The following is a 15,936-nucleotide window of genomic DNA, read 5'->3' on the forward strand; positions in this document are numbered from 1 at the left end:
CCTTATTCCCCTAACGGATGACGCTTCCTATAGACTTCGTACATCAAAAGGGAAGCAGCTACAGACGCGTTCAAAGAAGTCACTTCTCCAGCCATCGGCAGGCTGACCGTCCAATCACACTTATCTTTCGTTAATCGGCTCATGCCGCGACCTTCACTTCCAATGACGAGGGCAATTGGCATTTTCCCGTCAAGCTGACGGTAATCCTCCGTACCCACAGCGTCTGTTCCGACCACCCAGACAAACCTTTCTTTCAACTCATCAATCGTCCGGGCAAGGTTCGTTACACGAGCAACTGGTATATACTCAATCGCACCTGTCGATGTTTTCGCAACGGTTGCCGTTAAAGACACAGAACGCCTTTTCGGTATGATGACACCATGAGCACCTGTCGCATCTGCCGTCCGCAGAATGGAGCCGAGGTTGTGAGGATCTTCAATTTCATCACATATAATGAAAAATGGAGGCTCGTCCTTTTCTTCTGCTTTCGCAAATAAATCTTCCAAATCACTGTATTCATACGCAGCCACCGAAGCAATGACCCCCTGGTGATTTCCATCCACGAGCTGATCTATTTTCTTCTTTGGCACTTTTTGGACAATAAGTCCTTGTTCTTTGGCCAACTGCTCAAGCTTTTTATACGCCTGGTGCTGCAGGTGATCCGATACCATCACTTTATTGATTGGTCTGCCGGACCGGATGGCTTCCTGTACCGGGTTCTTTCCGATGATCCATTCTCCACTCATTACGCTTCACTCCTTTCTTCAACGATTTGAATTGCATGTTTTATCAATATTTCCAGCCGCTCCGTTTGTCCGGATAAATACAAAAACCCTAACACTGCTTCGAATGCGGTCGAATAACGATAGGTTTGTACATTGGTGTTTTTAGGGACGGATCCCGATTTAGCGTTCCGCCCTCTCCTAAGCACCCCTTCCTCTTCTTCCGTGAGCGTTCTTTCTTCCTGCCATACACTAACAACATTCGCCTGCGACACAGCCGATACGAACTGGATCGCTGCCTGGTGAAGGTGTTGAGGCTTTACCTCTCCTTTTTCCAGCAGATGCTGTCTGACATAAAGCTCATAAACAGAGTCACCCATATAGGCGAGAGCAAGACTCTTCATTTGTTTCGCATTTGCGATCGCCATTGTCTTACCCTCGCTTCCATCTCGTGCCCTGGGATGTATCTTCAAGGATAATGTTGCGATCTTTCAACTCATCACGAATTTGGTCGGCACGTGCGAAGTCTCGGTTCTTTCTAGCTTGCTTACGCTCCTCAATCAGAGCATCCACTTCCTCATCAAGCAATTCTTCATGTGCCTGCAACTGAATGCCGAGGACACCTGTTAATTCTTCGAACAACTCTTGAAAGGCCGTTAATACCTTTTCATGAGTCTGGTCTTCCTGTAAATATAAGTTCGCCGCTTTAGTTAAATCAAACAGGACAGAAATCGCATTCGCCGTGTTAAAGTCATCATCCATTTCTTTAATGAATTGCTCCTTGAACCCAGCCACTTTATCAAGCCACCTGCCTTGATCATCCTCTAAGCTCATTGTGGATTCTTTCCGATGCTGGATGTTCTCATACGCATTCTTGATGCGGTCAAAGCTGCTTTTCGCCCCTTTCAATAACTCATCACTGAAGTTGATTGGGTGACGGTATTGTACACTCAGCATGAAAAAGCGGATCACTTGGGGGTCATGCTTTTTCACTAGATCATGGGCAAGGATGAAGTTACCGAGGGACTTCGACATTTTTTCATTGTCAATATTAATGTACCCGTTATGCATCCAATAGCGTGCAAAAGATTCCCCATTATGTGCTTCTGATTGCGCGATCTCATTCTCATGGTGTGGGAAGGTCAAATCCTGCCCACCTGCATGGATATCGATCGTTTCGCCAAGGTATTTCTTCGCCATCGCGGAGCACTCGATATGCCAACCCGGGCGGCCGCTCCCCCACGGACTATCCCAAGTGATTTCGCCTTCTTTCGCATCTTTCCAAAGTGTGAAATCAAGCGGATCTTCTTTTTTATCCCCGACTTCAATTCTCGACCCGGACCTTAACTCATCAATGGACTGGTGAGAAAGCTTTCCGTATTGGTCGAAGGATCGCGTACGGAAATACACGTCCCCTCCCGCTTCATAAGCGAAGCCTTTGTCGATCAATCCCTGGATAAAGCTGATAATCTCATCCATGTTTTCGGTCACGCGTGGATGATCCACTGCTTCTTTTACGCCGAGGGCACCTACATCTTCTTTGTAAGCCGTAATGAAGCGATTGGCGATATCTGTGACTCCTTCGCCCATTTCATTCGCTGCTTTAATCAATTTGTCATCGACATCGGTAAAGTTGAGCACATAGTGCACATCGTAGCCTCTGTATTCAAAGTATCTTCTCACTGTATCGAATACGATCGCCGGCCTTGCGTTCCCAATGTGAATGTAGTTATAAACCGTTGGACCGCAAACGTACATTTTCACTTTTCCTTCTTCCAGCGGCTGAAACGGCTCTTTTTTTCTTGTCAGTGTGTTGTATATGTTAATCGCCATGTTGGTTCACTCCTTTGGTTTCCTCCAATTGTTTGCGCAGTTCCGCCATTTCCTTCTCGATCTCATTCAACCGGTCGTACACAGGATCTGGGAGTTTGTGATGGTCCAGGTCCTTCTTTTGGACTTTCTTGCCATCTTGGATGACGACATGACCAGGGATGCCGACGACCGTCGAATTGTTCGGAACATCGTGGAGCACAACAGAACCGGCCCCTACTTTAGAGTTTTCCCCAATCGTGATCGACCCCAGCACTTTCGCTCCTGTGGCGACTAATGAATTATCAAGGAGAGTCGGGTGTCTTTTCCCTTTTTCTTTCCCTGTCCCTCCAAGCGTCACCCCTTGAAAGATCGTCACATTATCTCCAATCTCACACGTTTCCCCAATGACGACCCCCATGCCATGATCGATGAAAAACCGCCGCCCGATTTTCGCTCCGGGATGGATTTCAATGCCTGTCAGGAAGCGGCTCCATTGGGATATGAGCCGGGCCAGGAAGAAAAACTTCCGTTTGTGACAAGCATGGGCCACCCGGTGTGCCCATATCGCATGCAGTCCTGAATAGGTCAGAATCACTTCAATATAAGAACGAGCAGCAGGATCTTGATCGAACACCACATCGACATCTTCTTTAAACATTTTGAACAGCCCCATACTTGCTCCCCTCCTTGTACTGAAACAGAAGCGTTCCCAATAAAAATAAAAAACGCGCCTTTGTGCCAATGGCACAGAGACGCGTTGAACGTGGTTCCACTCTGTTTGGGATCGGCTTTTTTGCCTTTCCCCGCTTCACCCTTGATAACGGAAGGTACCCGCTTCGGCATACTTCGTTCAGCCGAAGACTCCGAGGTGCATTTCAAAGGCTTCTCTACGAATCACTCCCAGCCGTGGTGATTCTCTCTGTAGAAGAGAGGGGCCCTTTACTTCTCCTCATCAACGTTTCGTATAGGTATCTCTACTATATGATATTCTTTCCCACTTGTGAACGAATTAAGCTTGTAACTTGCTTAGTACATCATTCAGACGGACCGTTACCGTTTCCAGCCCAAGCAAGTGAATCGCGTTCGGAAGTTCAGGGCCATGGGTTTGACCTGTTGTGGCGACACGGACAGGCATGAACAGCTTTTTCCCTTTATGGCCGGTTTCTTTTTGAACAGCTTTGATTTGCTTTTTAATGTTTTCAGGTGTGAATTCTTCAAGCTCATGAAGGTTCTTCTTGAACGTTTCCAACACTTCCGGTACTTGTTCACCTTCAAGAACTTCCATTGCAGCTTCATCATACTGAATTTCCTGTTTGAAGAACAATTCGGTAAGCTCGACGATTTCAGCTCCGTAGCTCAGTTGTTCCTGATAAAGGCTGATCAGTTCACGAGCCCACTTGCGATCTTCCTCGCTCATATCTTCAGACAAGCGTCCAGCCTCAACTAAATGAGGAAGGGCAAGTTCGACTACGCGGTCCAAATCAGAGGCTTTGATATACTGGTTGTTCATCCACTTCAGCTTCGCGGGATCGAAGACCGCAGGTGAAGTGGAAAGTCTGTCCGCATCAAAGATTTCAACAAGCTGATCCTGTGTGAAAATTTCTTCTTCCCCAACTGGCGACCAGCCTAGTAAAGTGATGAAGTTGAAGAGAGCTTCTGGAAGGTATCCAAGGTTCTTATATTGTTCAATAAACTGAAGAATGTGCTGATCACGCTTACTCAGTTTCTTGCGCTCTTCGTTGAGGATCAACGTCATATGACCGAACTTCGGAGGTTCCCAATCGAATGCTTCATACACCATCATTTGTTTCGGTGTATTGGAAATATGCTCTTCCCCACGAAGGACGTGTGTAATTTTCATTAAGTAATCATCAATCGCAACAGCGAAATTATACGTTGGTGTTCCGTTCTGCTTAACGATGACCCAATCACCAAAATCACTGGATTCAAAAGTAATGTCGCCACGGACGATATCATTGAACGTGTACGTATGGTTTTCAGGGACACGGATACGAATACTAGGCTTACGGCCCTCCGCTTCAAATGCTGCGATTTGTTCCTCTGTAAGGTCGCGGTGCGCCCCAGAGTATTTCGGAGCTTCGCCTCGTGCCATTTGCGCTTCACGTTCTGCTTCAAGCTCTTCTGAAGTCATATAACATTTATAAGCAAGACCGCGTTCCATCAATTCGTCCACATATTTCTTATAAATATCGAGACGTTCCATCTGACGGTAAGGACCATATTCGCCGCCTTTCTCTGAACTCTCGTCCCATTCAATTCCCAACCACTTCAAGTAGTCGAGCTGGCTTTTTTCTCCGCCCTCGACGTTTCGTTTTTCATCCGTATCCTCAATACGAATGACTACCTTTCCACCTGCATTTTTCGCATAAAGGTAGTTGAATAAAGCAGTCCTTGCATTACCAATGTGAAGATGCCCTGTCGGACTTGGTGCATAGCGCACCCGTACTTCGTTAGACATAATTGTTCTCCTTTCCTATTCCGGTCTATATCCTTGACTTATTTTATCATTTTTTGTCTAGGAATGCTGATTATTTTGCAAAAGGACAACCGCTTGAGCAGCAATTCCTTCTTTCCGGCCCGTAAAGCCGAGTTTTTCTGTCGTCGTTGCTTTCACGTTGATCCGTCCAGGTTCAACCCTAAGGAGGGAAGCGATGTTTTCACGGATTTGTTCAATGTAGGGGGCCATTTTTGGTGCCTGGGCAATGACCGTACAATCCATATTCCCAAGTTCATATCCCTGCTCTGTCACGATATCCCACACATGCTGAAGCAATTTGCCGGAGTCGGCGTCTTTAAAAGCAGGATCCGTGTCTGGAAAATGTTTACCGATATCCCCTTCGCCAATCGCTCCAAGACATGCATCTGCAATGGTGTGAAGCAGAACATCTGCATCTGAATGGCCGAGCAGCCCCTTTTCATAAGGGATTTCAATTCCTCCGATGATACACGGGCGTCCTTCCGTCAATTGGTGTACATCAAATCCTTGGCCGACACGAAACATAGGGCCATCCCCCACCTTTCCATTTCTTTGATTACTCAAGTAAGCTTGGGCTTTATGTAAGTCTTCCGGAGTCGTAAGCTTGATATTGTCATAGCTTCCCTTCACGATTGCAACTTCTTTGTCCAACCGCTCCACGAGGGAAGCGTCATCTGTGCCGTAGTATCTGCTTTTCCTCGCTCGTTCATGCGCTTCATAAATTAAATCATAAGAGAAGGCTTGAGGTGTCTGAGCCGCCCATAACGTACTTCTATCCAGTGTATCCAAACCATGATTTGACTTCTGCTTGATTGTATCCGTCACAGGTACGGCAAGAAGTGCGGCCTTTTTTTCGTATGCCGTCACAGACAGTTCGTGTAAGAGCTCTTGGGGTACAAACGGGCGCGCGCCGTCATGAATAAAAACAGGAAGTTCTCTGTTTCGAACAGCTTCCAGCCCTGCAAATACACTATCCTGCCGTTCTGCTCCCCCATCAACAAGATGAACCGATTGTCGGAGCGGATATTCTTTTAGAAGTTCTTCCATCTGAGACCGTTCGCGTTCATTGGTTACTAAGATCAACTCTTCACACCACTCATCTTGATCAAAGACGGAAAGGGTGTGACAGATCAGTGGCTGGTCACCGATTTTCAAAAACTGCTTATTACGACCGGCGAGCATCCGTTTACCCTGTCCTGCCGCAAGTATAATGGCTGTATATTTTTTCATGCGTATCCATCCTACGTTTGTTTAGACGTTCATAAAACAACAAAAGCGATAACACGCATGTTATCACTTTTGTCATTCTCTATTTGTTTATACCGTTTTTACAAGGCTTTTTCAAGTGATTTCGGCTTTGCAAAGATCATACGGCCGGCTGATGTCTGCAACACGCTTGTGACTACGACTTCAATCGTCTTTCCGATAAAGTCTTTTCCTTCTTCGACTACGATCATTGTGCCGTCATCCAAATAGGCGACCCCTTGATTCTGCTCTTTCCCGTCTTTGATGACTTGAATCGTCATCTCTTCTCCTGGAAGCACGACCGGTTTAACAGCATTCGCAAGATCATTAATGTTCAAGACTTGGACATTTTGAAACTCACAAACTTTATTCAAGTTGAAATCGTTCGTTACAACAATTCCGTTCATTACCTTCGCAAGCTTCACAAGCTTACTGTCCACTTCCTGAATGTCTTCGAAATCCCCTTCGTAAATTTCAACATTCACCGGGAGGTCTTTTTGAAGACGGTTCAAGACATCCAACCCACGACGACCACGATTTCTTTTCAGACCATCGGATGAATCAGCGATGTGCTGCAATTCTTCCAATACGAATTGCGGAATCACAATCGTTCCTTCAAGGAAATGTGTATCACAAATATCCGCGATGCGGCCATCAATGATGACACTTGTATCCAAAATTTTTCGTTTCGGAATCAGAGCAGGATCCGCAGTTGAATCTCCCTGACGCTCTTCCTCTGGCTTCCTGTCTTTCTTTGAAACCAAGTTCAAGAATTCATCCTTACGCTTAAAACCGACCTGAAAACCGAAGTAGCCTAATAAGAATGTTAAAAAGATCGGGACGACCTGGTTAACCACTTGAATCTGGATATCTTGTACAGGGATGTTGATCAAGTAGGCGATGATCAGCCCGACAATCAAACCGAGACTACCGAACAGCAGATCCGCTACCGGCGCCCGGACGAGGGTATCCTCGACCCACCTTAAAAAATCGACAATATAATCCACAATCCAAAAAGTAAATAAAAATAATATAAGTGCTCCTAGTACGGCCCCTAAGACAGATTGAATCCAATTCTGCCAAGTCAGACCCATGGTTGTAAACAGCTCTGGGAAATAGAGGTAACCGATAGTTCCGCCGGTTATGACAATAAACAACTGTACGATACGTTTAAGCACTTGTATTCACCTCCTCAAACACAGTATGACCAAACCTAACAACCATTAACCATATAAAAAAGGAATGATGGTTTTTAACTTAGCACAACTTCCAAATTAAGTCAATGAGTAAACAAATTATCATATCACATTGTTCACAAATAAGTCAATGTTCTTATATATGTCGGTCTACGAACAATTGTTCCTGTATGCGGTCAAGACCATCTCTAATTTTCATCGCACGAATCTCACCGACACCATCGACTTTAACAAGCTCTTTCGGAGAAGCCTGGATCAATTCTTCCAACGTACCGAATCTTTCGACCAAGTGTTCAATAATGAGCACGGGAAGTCTAGGGATCCGGCTTAAAATCCGGTAACCTCTTGGTACGATAGGGTCTGCCAACTTCGTATTCGGTGAATACCCCAAGAGTTTCAATACTTGCTCATCTGAGAGAAGTTCCGTATTGGTGATTTCCTGCATTTTTCTCAAAATATAATATGGTTCATAATCAGGACGCTTACTGTAATCGCGCAAAAGCAAGGTTGCTTCATCTTCGATATTCGAAACTAATTCTGTCAATTGCAGCTGAATCAAACGTCCCTCTGTTCCAAGCTCATTCACATAGTTCAAAATCTCTGTTTTCGTCCGTAGCACCATTTCAATCCGGTGGACGACCTGAACGACTTCGGAAAAGGAAACCATGTTTTCAAACTCCATCGCACCAAGATTCGTTACGCTTTGGTCGAGGACATTTTTATACTTTTCCAACGTTTGAATCGCCTGATTGGCCTTCGTCAAAATGACACCAATATCTTTCAGTGAGTAACGGAGAGAGCCTTTATACAACGTGATCACGTTTCGGCGTTGAGATATAGCAATGACGAGTGCGCCCGTTTGTTTAGCCACACGCTCTGCCGTCCGGTGCCTCATCCCCGTTTCCGTGGATAGGATGTCCGGGTCCGGCATCAACTGCGCATTAGCATAAAGAATCCGCGTCCCTTCATCATTCAAAATTAATGCCCCATCCATTTTCGCCAGTTCGTAAAGGTGGGCGGGGGTGAAATCAGACTGGATATGGAAACCACCATCGACAAGTTCCCGCATGTGGTCGCCATATCCGAGCACAATCAACCCGCCTGTCTTTGCACGCAAGACATTATCAATCCCGTCTCTTAAAGGGGTCCCAGGTGCCACCAGCTGAAGAATTTCTCCGATTCCATTTTCTTTGATTTCATGCCATTCCATTTATGAATCCCCCAGTGTAACCTTCATCGCCTCCTGAACGGTACTGACACCGATCACTTCGATTTGAGAAGGAGGCGTCCAGCCATCCATGTTCTTCTTCGGAATGATGACCCTTTTAAAGCCTAACTTCGCCGCTTCCTGGACTCTTTGCTCAATTCTGGCCACTCTTCGTATCTCACCCGTTAAGCCAACTTCCCCAACGACGACATCATCTCCATTCGAAGACTGATCCCTGAAACTTGAGGCAATGCTGATCGCAACCGCTAAGTCAATCGCCGGCTCATCCAATTTCACTCCACCAGCGACTTTTACGTAAGCATCCTGGTTCTGAAGCAGGAGCCCTGCTCTCTTTTCCAAGACCGCCATTAAAAGCGGTACCCGGCTGTTATCAAGGCCTGTAGCCATCCGTCTCGGGTTGCCGTAAGCTGTAGGTGAAATCAGGGCTTGAATTTCTACAAGTACCGGCCTTGTCCCTTCCATGGAAGCCACTACGATCGAACCTGCAGCCCCTTGCGAGCGTTCTTCGAGGAAAATCTCTGAAGGGTTCAGAACCTCTTCCAGACCTTTCTCCTTCATTTCGAAGATTCCCATTTCATGAGTGCTTCCGAAACGGTTCTTCACACTTCTTAGAATTCTAAATGTATGATGCCGCTCCCCTTCAAAATAAAGAACTGCATCGACCATATGTTCAAGCAGACGTGGGCCGGCAATCGAACCTTCTTTAGTAACATGCCCAACGATGAAAATAGGAATACCTTTGCTTTTAGCAATTCTCATCAAATGACTCGTACACTCACGAACTTGAGAAACACTCCCTGGAGCAGAGGTGACGTCTTCTTTGAAAATCGTCTGGATCGAGTCTATGACCACAAACCTTGGTTCAATGTTTTCAATTTGGTTGATGACATCCTGTAAGTTCGTTTCCGATAGAACATAGAGTTCATCGGATGTAATATCTAAACGTTCGGCTCGAAGCTTCGTTTGTCTCGATGACTCCTCTCCGGATATGTAGAGGACAGGAAAATCTTTTTTGGCGATCTGCGCAGAGACTTGGAGTAAAAGAGTGGATTTACCGATTCCCGGATCTCCGCCGATCAAAACTAAAGACCCCGCCACGATTCCTCCACCTAAAACCCGGTTGAATTCAGGCATATCCGTCGGCATACGCGGTTCTTTTTGTGATTTGATTTGTGTGATTTTTTCTGGTTTCGTTGTTGCGGAAGTGGAGCTTGTCTGAAACACATGTCTGGAATTCGCCGGAGCAGCCGTCATTTCTTCGACCAGCGTGTTCCATTGATTACACCCCGGACACTTTCCCATCCATTTAGGTGTCTCATACCCACATTCCTGGCAAACAAACTTCGTTTTCCTTTTTGCCAAGATCATCTCGCTCCTTATTCTTATTATTCTATACGTAAAAGATTGTGAATGAGTTTCACAATCTTATCAATTGTATTAAATCATTCTTAGTAAAATCATAGCGGAAGAAGAAAAAAATCGGAAGGCAAACCCTTCCGATTTTTCTTAGGCCCTGTTCACTTTATGATGGACTTCTATGAAATAGAAGAAAGGGAGCAGCCCTTTCTTCGCGTTCCTTCAATCATCTGTAGTCAAGCCTTTATAACTTCTATACATCTATTTAATTTGTAGACTCTTGCTGCGTGGAGACGACAAAGTTCTTATCGTCATCGAGATCAATTTTCACACTTTGCCCTTTTGCAATGTTCTCTTTCAAGAGTTCTTCTGAAAGCAGATCCTCAACGTTCTTCTGAATGGAGCGGCGCAATGGACGGGCCCCGTATTCAGGATCGAACCCTGATTCTGCAATATGCTGAATAGCGTCATCGGACAAGACAAAGTCGATCTCTTGTTCTTTCAGACGTTTACGCAGTTCTTCGACCATCAATGTTACGATATCTTTCATGTGCTTTCTCTCTAGGGAGTGGAACACGATCGTTTCATCGATACGGTTCAGGAATTCTGGACGGAACGCTTTCTTCAAGGCATCCGTAACTTTAGACTTCATGTCTTTGTAATCCTGATCCGCATCGCCCATGGAGAAACCGACATATTTGTTTTGCTTCAATTCTTGAGCTCCAACGTTTGATGTCATAATCAACACGGTGTTACGGAAATCCACCACACGTCCTTTGGAATCAGTCAGACGACCATCTTCAAGCACTTGGAGTAGAATGTTGAATACTTCCGGGTGCGCCTTTTCAATTTCATCAAGGAGGACAACAGAGTAAGGCTTATTGCGTACTTTCTCTGTTAATTGCCCGCCTTCATCATAGCCGACGTAACCTGGAGGTGACCCGACAAGTCGAGACGTACTGTGTTTTTCCATATACTCGGACATGTCGATTCGAATCATCGCATCTTCTTCTCCGAACATGCTCTCTGCTAAGGCACGGGCCAGTTCTGTTTTACCGACACCTGTTGGTCCCAGGAAGATGAACGAACCGATTGGACGTTTCGGATCTTTAAGTCCGGCACGAGCACGGCGGATTGCTTTGGAAATCGCTTTGACTGCTTCTTCCTGTCCGATGACCCGGTTGTGAAGCGTATCTTCAAGATGAAGGAGACGTTCACTCTCATCTTTGGTCATCTTGGATACAGGCACTCCCGTCCAAGTGGATACGACAGAAGCAATGTCTTCCACTGTAACTTCGGAATCCTCCTGCCCTTGCTTTTCTTTCCACTCATCTTTCGTTTGTTCCAACTCATCTCTCAAGCGCTGTTCACTGTCTCTTAAGGAGGCAGCTTTTTCAAATTCCTGACTCTGTACAGCAGCATCCTTCTCTTTTCGCACTTCCTCAAGCTTTTGCTCTAACTCTTTCAAGTTCGGTGGAGCTGTGTAGGAGCGCAGTCGGACTTTGGATGCAGCTTCATCAATTAAGTCAATCGCTTTATCCGGTAGGAAGCGGTCTGTGATGTAACGATCAGAGAAACGGACCGCAGATTCAATGGAATCATCCGTAATCGTCACACGGTGGTGGGCCTCATAACGGTCACGAAGACCTTGCAAGATTTGGATGGATTCATCAAGGTTCGGTTCATCCACCTGAATAGGCTGGAACCTACGCTCAAGAGCGGCATCCTTTTCAATATATTTACGGTACTCATCGAGTGTCGTGGCACCGATACATTGCAATTCACCTCGGGCAAGGGACGGCTTAAGAATGTTGGATGCATCAATGGCACCTTCTGCGCCACCAGCACCGATCAACGTGTGAAGCTCGTCAATAAACAGGATGATGTTCCCCGCCTGACGAATTTCTTCCATCACTTTTTTCAAACGATCTTCAAATTCACCACGATATTTGGTGCCGGCAACGACGGTACCCATATCAAGTGTCATCACTCGCTTATCGCGAAGAATCTCTGGTACTTCATTGTTCATAATCTGCTGAGCCAGACCTTCTGCGATGGCTGTTTTACCAACACCAGGCTCACCGACAAGAACCGGGTTATTTTTCGTACGACGGCTCAATACTTGGATGACACGCTCGATTTCTTTACTTCGACCGATGACAGGGTCAATGTTGCCCTCTTTCGCAATCGCCGTAAGGTCACGTGCTAGTGAATCAAGGGTCGGTGTATTCGCATTCGCCGCCTGAGCACCTGATCCGCCACCACGACGGTTTTGACCTCCTGTGGACTCATTGTTCCCAAGCAATTGTAAAACTTGCTGACGGGCCTTATTCAAGCTCACACCCAGGTTATTCAGTACACGGGCAGCCACTCCTTCTCCTTCACGGATCAATCCAAGAAGAATATGTTCTGTTCCCACGTAAGAGTGTCCCAGTTTACGAGCTTCATCCATAGAAAGCTCGATGACTTTTTTCGCACGAGGCGTATAATGAATCGTTTGGGAAACTTTCTCTCCCTTACCGATTAATTTCTCTACTTCTTGTTGGATTTTTGAAGACTCAAGGCCTAATGCGGTCAGAGCTTTGGCAGCTATGCCTTCCCCTTCACTAACTAAGCCTAAAAGGATATGCTCCGTGCCAATGTTATTATGACCTAAACGAACAGCTTCTTCCTGAGCCAGCGCCAATACTTTTTGTGCTCTTTCTGTAAATCGCCCAAACATCATGGACATTCCCTCCTAACATTATTCTTCATTTTCTAATTGAAGTCGTTCGCGAATTAAAGATGCTCTTCTTACATCCCTTTCATCAGGGGATAAAGGAGTCTTAGCGTATTGTTGCAAGAATCCGGGCTGTGTAAGAACCATCAATTCATTTAAAATCGTGCGTGGGATATGATCGATGAATCCTAGATCAATGCCAAGTCTCAGGTCAGAAAGGCATTTCGCCGCCTCCTTAGATTCTATGATTCGACTATTGGTCAAAACACCATAGGAACGAAAGATACGGTCTTCCAACTGAACGCTTGAACGAGTCATCAATGCTTCTCTTGCTTTTCTCTCCTGTTCTATCAGTTGCTTAACGACACTGTGAAGATCCTCAACAATATCCTCTTCCGATTTACCAAGGGTAATCTGGTTGGATATCTGAAAAATGTTTCCCAGAGCTTCACTACCTTCCCCGTAAATGCCTCTCACCACAAGACCCAGCTGGTTAATGGCCGGTGTCATCCGGTTGATCTGGTTCGTCATGGATAGGGCAGGCAGGTGCATCATGACTGAAGCTCTCATCCCCGTACCTACATTGGTCGGACAGGCGGTCAAATAACCACGCTTCTCATCAAAAGCATAATCCACTTTTTCTTCGAGCCAATCATCCAATTGACTGGCTTGTTCTAGTGCCTGATCCAACTGAAAACCAGGGAAATATAACTGTATGCGAATATGATCTTCTTCATTAATCATGATTGATACTTGCTCATTTTGTGAAATGAGAGAGGCCGACTTCTCCGCTTTTTCAGCCAAGTGTGGACTGATCAAATGTTTTTCTACCAACACTCTCTTTTCAATTGGCTGTAAATCTTTCATCTGGACCAGCTCAAAATCTTTATAATCTCTGAAGGACTTCTTTTGGAACTCTTGTTGGAAGAATTCCAATACTTTGTTCAAAGTCTCTTCGGAAGCAATGATAGGAAAAGGATGTTGTGAGAAATTACGAGCAAGTCGTATACGGCTGCTGAGTACAATATCGCTGTCCGGACCTTCTTGCTTCATCCATGGACTAATTGCTTCATTCATGAATTGCTGTAAAGACATTACTCATCACCATCCTCCCTATGATGCAGTTGACTTTCTAAAGATCTTATCTTATCTCTAACTTTCGCTGCCTCTTCGAATTCTTCCTGCTCAATTAATTGTCGAAGATTAGTTTTATATTCTTCCATCTCTTTTTTCAGGTGCAAGTTGCCACCTTCACGTTTCGGAATCTTGCCATCATGTCTGGTATTCCCACTGTGAACACGGCGCAGGATGGGATTCAGGCGCTCATCGAACGTTTTATAGCAGTCCGCACAACCAAACTTCCCTATCCTTGCAAACTCCTCATAGCTGAGCCCACAGTTGGGACATTTCAGTTTCGGCTTTTTAGTATAAGAGTGAGCGCTCTGCCCTTTTAAAGGAGAAGGTCCCTCGGAATGGAACAGACCTGAAAGGAGATCATTCAAGGTGAAGTTCTCTTCCCCGTAATTCATGTACCCATTTTCCTTCGCACATTTTTCACATACATGGACTTCTGATTTTTGACCATTAATCACCTGCGTCAAATGGACGGTTGCAGGACGCTGATGACATTTCTGACACTCCATCTGAATCTCTCCCTTCTCACTCAACATTTGTATTTAAGGGTGAATAGCATGGCTGTCATGATTCGCGCGCGAACTTCATCACGAAGAGGTAAAGAAAAAGCAAGGACGTCGCGATCGATGACACTTGCCATCAGTTTGCTTTCCCGATCAGTGATGATCTCATAGTCTACCAGCCTTTCAAGAACATCAATGGCTTTCGATTGAGAAACATGGGGATTGATGAGCTCCATCACCTCTTCAATCATCTCTGACCCTTTACGGTGTTGGATTCGGCTGATACGAATATACCCGCCGCCTCCTCTTTTACTTTCCACTATATATCCTTTTTCCACTGTAAAACGTGTCTTAATCACATAATTGATCTGAGAAGGTACACAATCAAATTTCTCGGCAAGTTCACTACGCTTGATTTCAATCGCCTGGTGCCGATTTTCATCTAAGATCTCCTTGAGATATTCTTCAATAACATCAGAGATGTTCCGCATGCTCCCTCCCCCTCTTTTGACTTTGACTATCTTTGACTTTAATTTTATTATACTCATTTTCTTTTGTCATGCAACTTGTTTGTTTAGAAGAATTACATCTTCTATGTTTCCCCTTTTCATCATGAAATAAAACAAAAAGACTGCACAGATTCAACTGTGCAGCCCTTTAATACCGATGTCCACATTCTTCTACACCATCCATCAAAGACAGACGTTCTAAAAGAAGGGCTCGATCATACTTTTGTCCTTTATTCAGTTCAACAACAACCTTTTTTTGGTCTTGATCCAAGGCAACAATATCTATTTTCCTAACATCCAGCTTCATTTGTTCGAATTCAGTTAACACTTTATTAACCGGGGCATCCTTACCAACGGTTACTTGATAAATGTTTTTTCGATTCCCATTAAACTTTTCTTTCTCTATCTTATTTAGGAAGACTAAACTCATAAGCACGAAGATCGTTGTGACCGTCGCCACATCATACATCCCTGCACCAACGACGAGACCAATGCCAGCCACCGTCCAAATGGACGCTGCTGTAGTTAATCCTCTAATGGTCATTCCGTTGACGATAATTGTCCCCGCCCCTAAAAATCCAATGCCACTAATTACATAGGAAGGGATACGAGCCGGGTCGAAACGGACTTGTTCATATTGATCAATGAACGTTTCAAATCCATATAAAGAAAGAAGCATCATCATACAAGCCCCGACCCCCACAAGAATATGGGTACGGAAGCCAGCCGAATGATTCTTGACTTCCCTTTCAAATCCAATCACCCCTGAAAGAATGAGTGCAAAAAATAACCGGAATACAAACAAAAGAATGTCATCATGAAAGAAATATGACCAGTTCAAGCTATCCCTCCTTTCTTTATATCTATGTTTAAGGAAGTAGATATAGAAAAAAACCAGAAGAAGGATCTTCTGGTTTTCCAAATGATGTGGCGGCGTCCTACTCTCACGGGGGTAAACCCGACTACCATCGGCGCTGAAGAGCTTAACTGCTGTGTTCGGCATGGGAACAGGTGT

14 protein-coding genes, 1 rRNA gene and 1 other annotated feature are annotated in these 15,936 nt (G+C 45.1%); all 15 genes read right to left on the reverse strand.

The window, feature by feature from the left end; all coding sequences use genetic code 11:
• Positions 1 to 2 precede the first annotated feature (2 nt).
• On the reverse strand, positions 3 to 746 hold the full coding sequence (rlmB, locus tag BLS23_RS18125; RefSeq protein ID WP_089654450.1) for a 23S rRNA (guanosine(2251)-2'-O)-methyltransferase RlmB: 744 nt from the start codon (positions 744 to 746) through the stop codon (positions 3 to 5).
• Complete coding sequence (locus BLS23_RS18130; RefSeq protein WP_089654451.1) at positions 746 to 1,150, reverse strand: Mini-ribonuclease 3; 405 nt, start codon at positions 1,148 to 1,150, stop codon at positions 746 to 748. The genes rlmB and BLS23_RS18130 overlap by 1 nt, the downstream gene beginning before the upstream one ends.
• 4 nt (positions 1,151 to 1,154) lie before the next feature.
• Positions 1,155 to 2,555: a cysteine--tRNA ligase gene (gene cysS, locus BLS23_RS18135; RefSeq protein ID WP_089654452.1), complete on the reverse strand. Its 1,401-nt coding sequence runs from the start codon at positions 2,553 to 2,555 to the stop codon at positions 1,155 to 1,157.
• Positions 2,545 to 3,201 (reverse strand): serine O-acetyltransferase, encoded by a 657-nt coding sequence (cysE, locus tag BLS23_RS18140; RefSeq protein ID WP_089654464.1) that lies wholly within the window; start codon positions 3,199 to 3,201, stop codon positions 2,545 to 2,547. Before cysE ends, cysS begins: the two co-directional genes overlap by 11 nt.
• A gap of 78 nt (positions 3,202 to 3,279) precedes the next feature.
• Positions 3,280 to 3,499 (reverse strand) — a binding site (T-box leader).
• 44 nt (positions 3,500 to 3,543) lie between these two features.
• The gene (gene gltX / locus BLS23_RS18145) at positions 3,544 to 5,013 is read right to left on the reverse strand and encodes a glutamate--tRNA ligase (protein ID WP_089654453.1); all 1,470 of its coding nucleotides are present in this window, start codon (positions 5,011 to 5,013) and stop codon (positions 3,544 to 3,546) included.
• A 57-nt stretch (positions 5,014 to 5,070) separates the two neighbouring features.
• Entirely contained in the window at positions 5,071 to 6,261 is a 1,191-nt protein-coding gene (locus tag BLS23_RS18150) for a bifunctional 2-C-methyl-D-erythritol 4-phosphate cytidylyltransferase/2-C-methyl-D-erythritol 2,4-cyclodiphosphate synthase (RefSeq protein WP_089654454.1), read from the reverse strand.
• A 98-nt stretch (positions 6,262 to 6,359) separates the two neighbouring features.
• Positions 6,360 to 7,454 (reverse strand): PIN/TRAM domain-containing protein, encoded by a 1,095-nt coding sequence (locus BLS23_RS18155; RefSeq protein ID WP_089654455.1) that lies wholly within the window; start codon positions 7,452 to 7,454, stop codon positions 6,360 to 6,362.
• Between the two features lie 154 nt (positions 7,455 to 7,608).
• On the reverse strand, positions 7,609 to 8,682 hold the full coding sequence (gene disA / locus BLS23_RS18160; protein WP_089654456.1) for a DNA integrity scanning diadenylate cyclase DisA: 1,074 nt from the start codon (positions 8,680 to 8,682) through the stop codon (positions 7,609 to 7,611).
• Positions 8,683 to 10,062, reverse strand: coding sequence for a DNA repair protein RadA (gene radA / locus BLS23_RS18165; RefSeq protein WP_089654457.1), 1,380 nt, complete (start codon positions 10,060 to 10,062; stop codon positions 8,683 to 8,685).
• Between the two features lie 259 nt (positions 10,063 to 10,321).
• Positions 10,322 to 12,781, reverse strand: a complete 2,460-nt coding sequence (clpC, locus tag BLS23_RS18170; protein WP_089654458.1) for an ATP-dependent protease ATP-binding subunit ClpC — start codon at positions 12,779 to 12,781, stop codon at positions 10,322 to 10,324.
• An 18-nt stretch (positions 12,782 to 12,799) separates the two neighbouring features.
• Positions 12,800 to 13,870 carry a protein-arginine kinase McsB gene (gene mcsB / locus BLS23_RS18175; RefSeq protein ID WP_089654459.1) on the reverse strand — a complete coding sequence of 357 codons (1,071 nt, stop codon included), beginning with the start codon at positions 13,868 to 13,870 and terminating at the stop codon, positions 12,800 to 12,802.
• On the reverse strand, positions 13,870 to 14,418 hold the full coding sequence (gene mcsA / locus BLS23_RS18180) for a protein-arginine kinase activator protein McsA (protein ID WP_089654460.1): 549 nt from the start codon (positions 14,416 to 14,418) through the stop codon (positions 13,870 to 13,872). The genes mcsB and mcsA overlap by 1 nt, the downstream gene beginning before the upstream one ends.
• Positions 14,419 to 14,438: 20 nt before the next feature.
• Complete coding sequence (locus BLS23_RS18185) at positions 14,439 to 14,903, reverse strand: CtsR family transcriptional regulator (RefSeq protein ID WP_089654461.1); 465 nt, start codon at positions 14,901 to 14,903, stop codon at positions 14,439 to 14,441.
• Positions 14,904 to 15,069: 166 nt separating this feature from the next.
• A complete protein-coding gene (locus tag BLS23_RS18190) occupies positions 15,070 to 15,762 on the reverse strand; it encodes an MgtC/SapB family protein (protein ID WP_089654462.1) in 693 nt (230 codons plus the stop codon).
• Positions 15,763 to 15,846: 84 nt separating this feature from the next.
• Positions 15,847 to 15,936, reverse strand: a 5S ribosomal RNA gene (rrf, locus tag BLS23_RS18195); the annotation flags it as partial.

Origin of the sequence: Halobacillus aidingensis, from assembly GCF_900104185.1 — a bacterium.
Lineage (GTDB): Bacteria > Bacillota > Bacilli > Bacillales > Halobacillaceae > Halobacillus > Halobacillus aidingensis.

Excerpts from the sequence above, each read along its gene's own strand:
- rlmB (WP_089654450.1), bottom strand. The coding sequence starts at position 746 with ATGAGTGGAGAATGGATCATCGGAAAGAACCCGGTACAGGAAGCCATC.
- BLS23_RS18130 (WP_089654451.1), bottom strand. The coding sequence starts at position 1,150 with ATGGCGATCGCAAATGCGAAACAAATGAAGAGTCTTGCTCTCGCCTAT.
- cysS (WP_089654452.1), bottom strand. The coding sequence starts at position 2,555 with ATGGCGATTAACATATACAACACACTGACAAGAAAAAAAGAGCCGTTT.
- gltX (WP_089654453.1), bottom strand. The coding sequence starts at position 5,013 with ATGTCTAACGAAGTACGGGTGCGCTATGCACCAAGTCCGACAGGGCAT.
- BLS23_RS18150 (WP_089654454.1), bottom strand. The coding sequence starts at position 6,261 with ATGAAAAAATATACAGCCATTATACTTGCGGCAGGACAGGGTAAACGG.
- disA (WP_089654456.1), bottom strand. The coding sequence starts at position 8,682 with ATGGAATGGCATGAAATCAAAGAAAATGGAATCGGAGAAATTCTTCAG.
- clpC (WP_089654458.1), bottom strand. The coding sequence starts at position 12,781 with ATGATGTTTGGGCGATTTACAGAAAGAGCACAAAAAGTATTGGCGCTG.
- mcsB (WP_089654459.1), bottom strand. The coding sequence starts at position 13,870 with ATGTCTTTACAGCAATTCATGAATGAAGCAATTAGTCCATGGATGAAG.
- mcsA (WP_089654460.1), bottom strand. The coding sequence starts at position 14,418 with ATGGAGTGTCAGAAATGTCATCAGCGTCCTGCAACCGTCCATTTGACG.
- BLS23_RS18185 (WP_089654461.1), bottom strand. The coding sequence starts at position 14,903 with ATGCGGAACATCTCTGATGTTATTGAAGAATATCTCAAGGAGATCTTA.